Origin of the sequence: Mesorhizobium sp. M1E.F.Ca.ET.063.01.1.1 (assembly GCF_003998155.1) — a bacterium.
GTDB lineage: Bacteria > Pseudomonadota > Alphaproteobacteria > Rhizobiales > Rhizobiaceae > Mesorhizobium.
Genome location: NZ_RZSC01001052.1, coordinates 1 through 1,593, shown reverse-complemented (window position 1 = coordinate 1,593; position 1,593 = coordinate 1). Strand labels below are relative to the sequence as shown.

The following is a 1,593-nucleotide window of genomic DNA, read 5'->3' as shown; positions in this document are numbered from 1 at the left end:
CTCTTCGACAGGATGATCAGGTCGGCGCAGGCGATCTGGTCCTCGAACACCTCCTTGACCGGATCGTCATGGTCGAGCGAGTCGTCGGCGGCGCGCTGCGCCTGCAGGGCGTCCATGTCGGAGGCGACGCGGCCGTCGGCCAGTGCCAGGCCATCGACCACAGCAACGACACCATCGACGGTGACGCGGCTCTTCACGCTAGGCCACTGAAAGGCTTGCACCAGCGGCTTCGGCAGAGCGAGGCCCGAGGTCTCGATCAGGATGTGGTCGACCTTGGGGTTAAGCGACAGGATCTGGTCGAGCGCCGGGATGAAGTCGTCGGCGACGGTGCAGCAGATGCAGCCATTGGCGAGCTCGACGATGTTTTCCTCGGGACAGGTGTCGATGCCGCAGCCTTTCAGGATCTCGCCGTCGATGCCGACATCGCCGAATTCGTTGACGATGATCGCCAGCCGCTTGCCCTTGGCGTTTTCGAGCAGGTTGCGGATCAGCGTCGTCTTGCCGGCGCCTAGGAAGCCGGTGACGACGGTGCAGGGAACACGGGAGACGGAGGCGTTCATGGTCAGTCCTTCAGGAGGTCGAGAGGAGGGATGCGGGCGACAAGGCCGCGCTTGAGGGAATCGGGCCGGCCGCGCCAGGGGATAAGGCCGTCGGTCGAGGTGGCGAAGAGTTTTGCGCCGGCGACGAGGTCGGCGCCGCTGGCGGTTTCCAGGTCGCCGAAGACGTAGCTCCAGCAGCCGTCGCGCAGGAGCGCTGCGCTCAGGCGGCGCTTGCAATTGCCGAGGCATTCGACGGTGCGGATGCGGATGTTTTCGTCCGATGCGGCGCGTCGCGTATCTTCGGCAAGCAGGGCGCCGGCGCGCGGATGCGCGTCCGAGCCGGTCTCGTCGCGGCAGGACGAGCAGACGATGACGGTGACTCCGGCCAATGCGTCGTCGGGCTCGGACGAAAAATCCGCGATATTGGCTGGAAAACTGCCGTTGCGATCCAAAACCAGGCTCCTTGCCCGGAAAACCCGCCGGGCGTTCGGATACTTAAAGTCTCAGACGGCAGGTCTCCTGGCTCGCGGGTCATCGCCTTGGCGCCGCCTTCCCGGGAGACATCCCAGTGGTTTTCGGCTGAGGCTCGTCGCTCACAGTTGCGGGGACAGCCGCGGAGTTGGGATTTTTCCCGCACCGCATTCCCTCTTGGCTCCTCCCTTTGCCGGGAGAAGACCGTCTGCGGCGGATTTAGGCTTAGAGCTACGCGGCTGTCAACGCGCGGCTACGACACCGAAATGTCGGCCAGCGCCGGCCCAAGGTCGCCGGCCGAAAAACGCCAGTATGGCTACTATGTGCTGCCCTTCCTGCTAGGCGACCGGATCGTCGCCCGTGTCGATCTGAGGGCCGACCGCCCGGCGAGCATGCTGCGCGTCCATGCGGCTTATGCTGAAGCCGGCGCTCCGACCGAAACGGCCGCCCAGCTCTTCGATGAGCTGAAACAGATTCAGACCTGGCTAGGCCTGGAGAGCATCGAGGTAACCCCGGCCGGCGACCTTGGGCCGGCGCTGGCCGACATTTCGGTGTCGTAGCCGCGCGTTGACAGCCGCGTAGC

General features: G+C 65.3%; 2 protein-coding genes, 1 pseudogene and 1 riboswitch. Of the genes and pseudogenes, 1 reads left to right on the top strand and 2 read right to left on the bottom strand.

Annotated elements, in window-relative coordinates; all coding sequences use genetic code 11:
* Both cobW and EOA29_RS35890 read right to left on the bottom strand, forming a co-directional pair.
* The coding region (gene cobW / locus EOA29_RS35895; protein WP_127222357.1) for a cobalamin biosynthesis protein CobW at positions 1–560 on the bottom strand (560 nt) is incomplete at its 3' end.
* A 2-nt stretch (positions 561–562) separates the two neighbouring features.
* Entirely contained in the window at positions 563–991 is a 429-nt protein-coding gene (locus tag EOA29_RS35890; protein ID WP_126093199.1) for a DUF1636 family protein, read from the bottom strand.
* Between the two features lie 39 nt (positions 992–1,030).
* Positions 1,031–1,234, bottom strand: a riboswitch (cobalamin riboswitch).
* Between the two features lie 66 nt (positions 1,235–1,300).
* Between EOA29_RS35890 and EOA29_RS35885 the strand changes: the two are divergent.
* Positions 1,301–1,570: pseudogene (locus EOA29_RS35885) on the top strand (winged helix-turn-helix domain-containing protein); the annotation flags it as partial.
* Positions 1,571–1,593 lie beyond the last annotated feature (23 nt).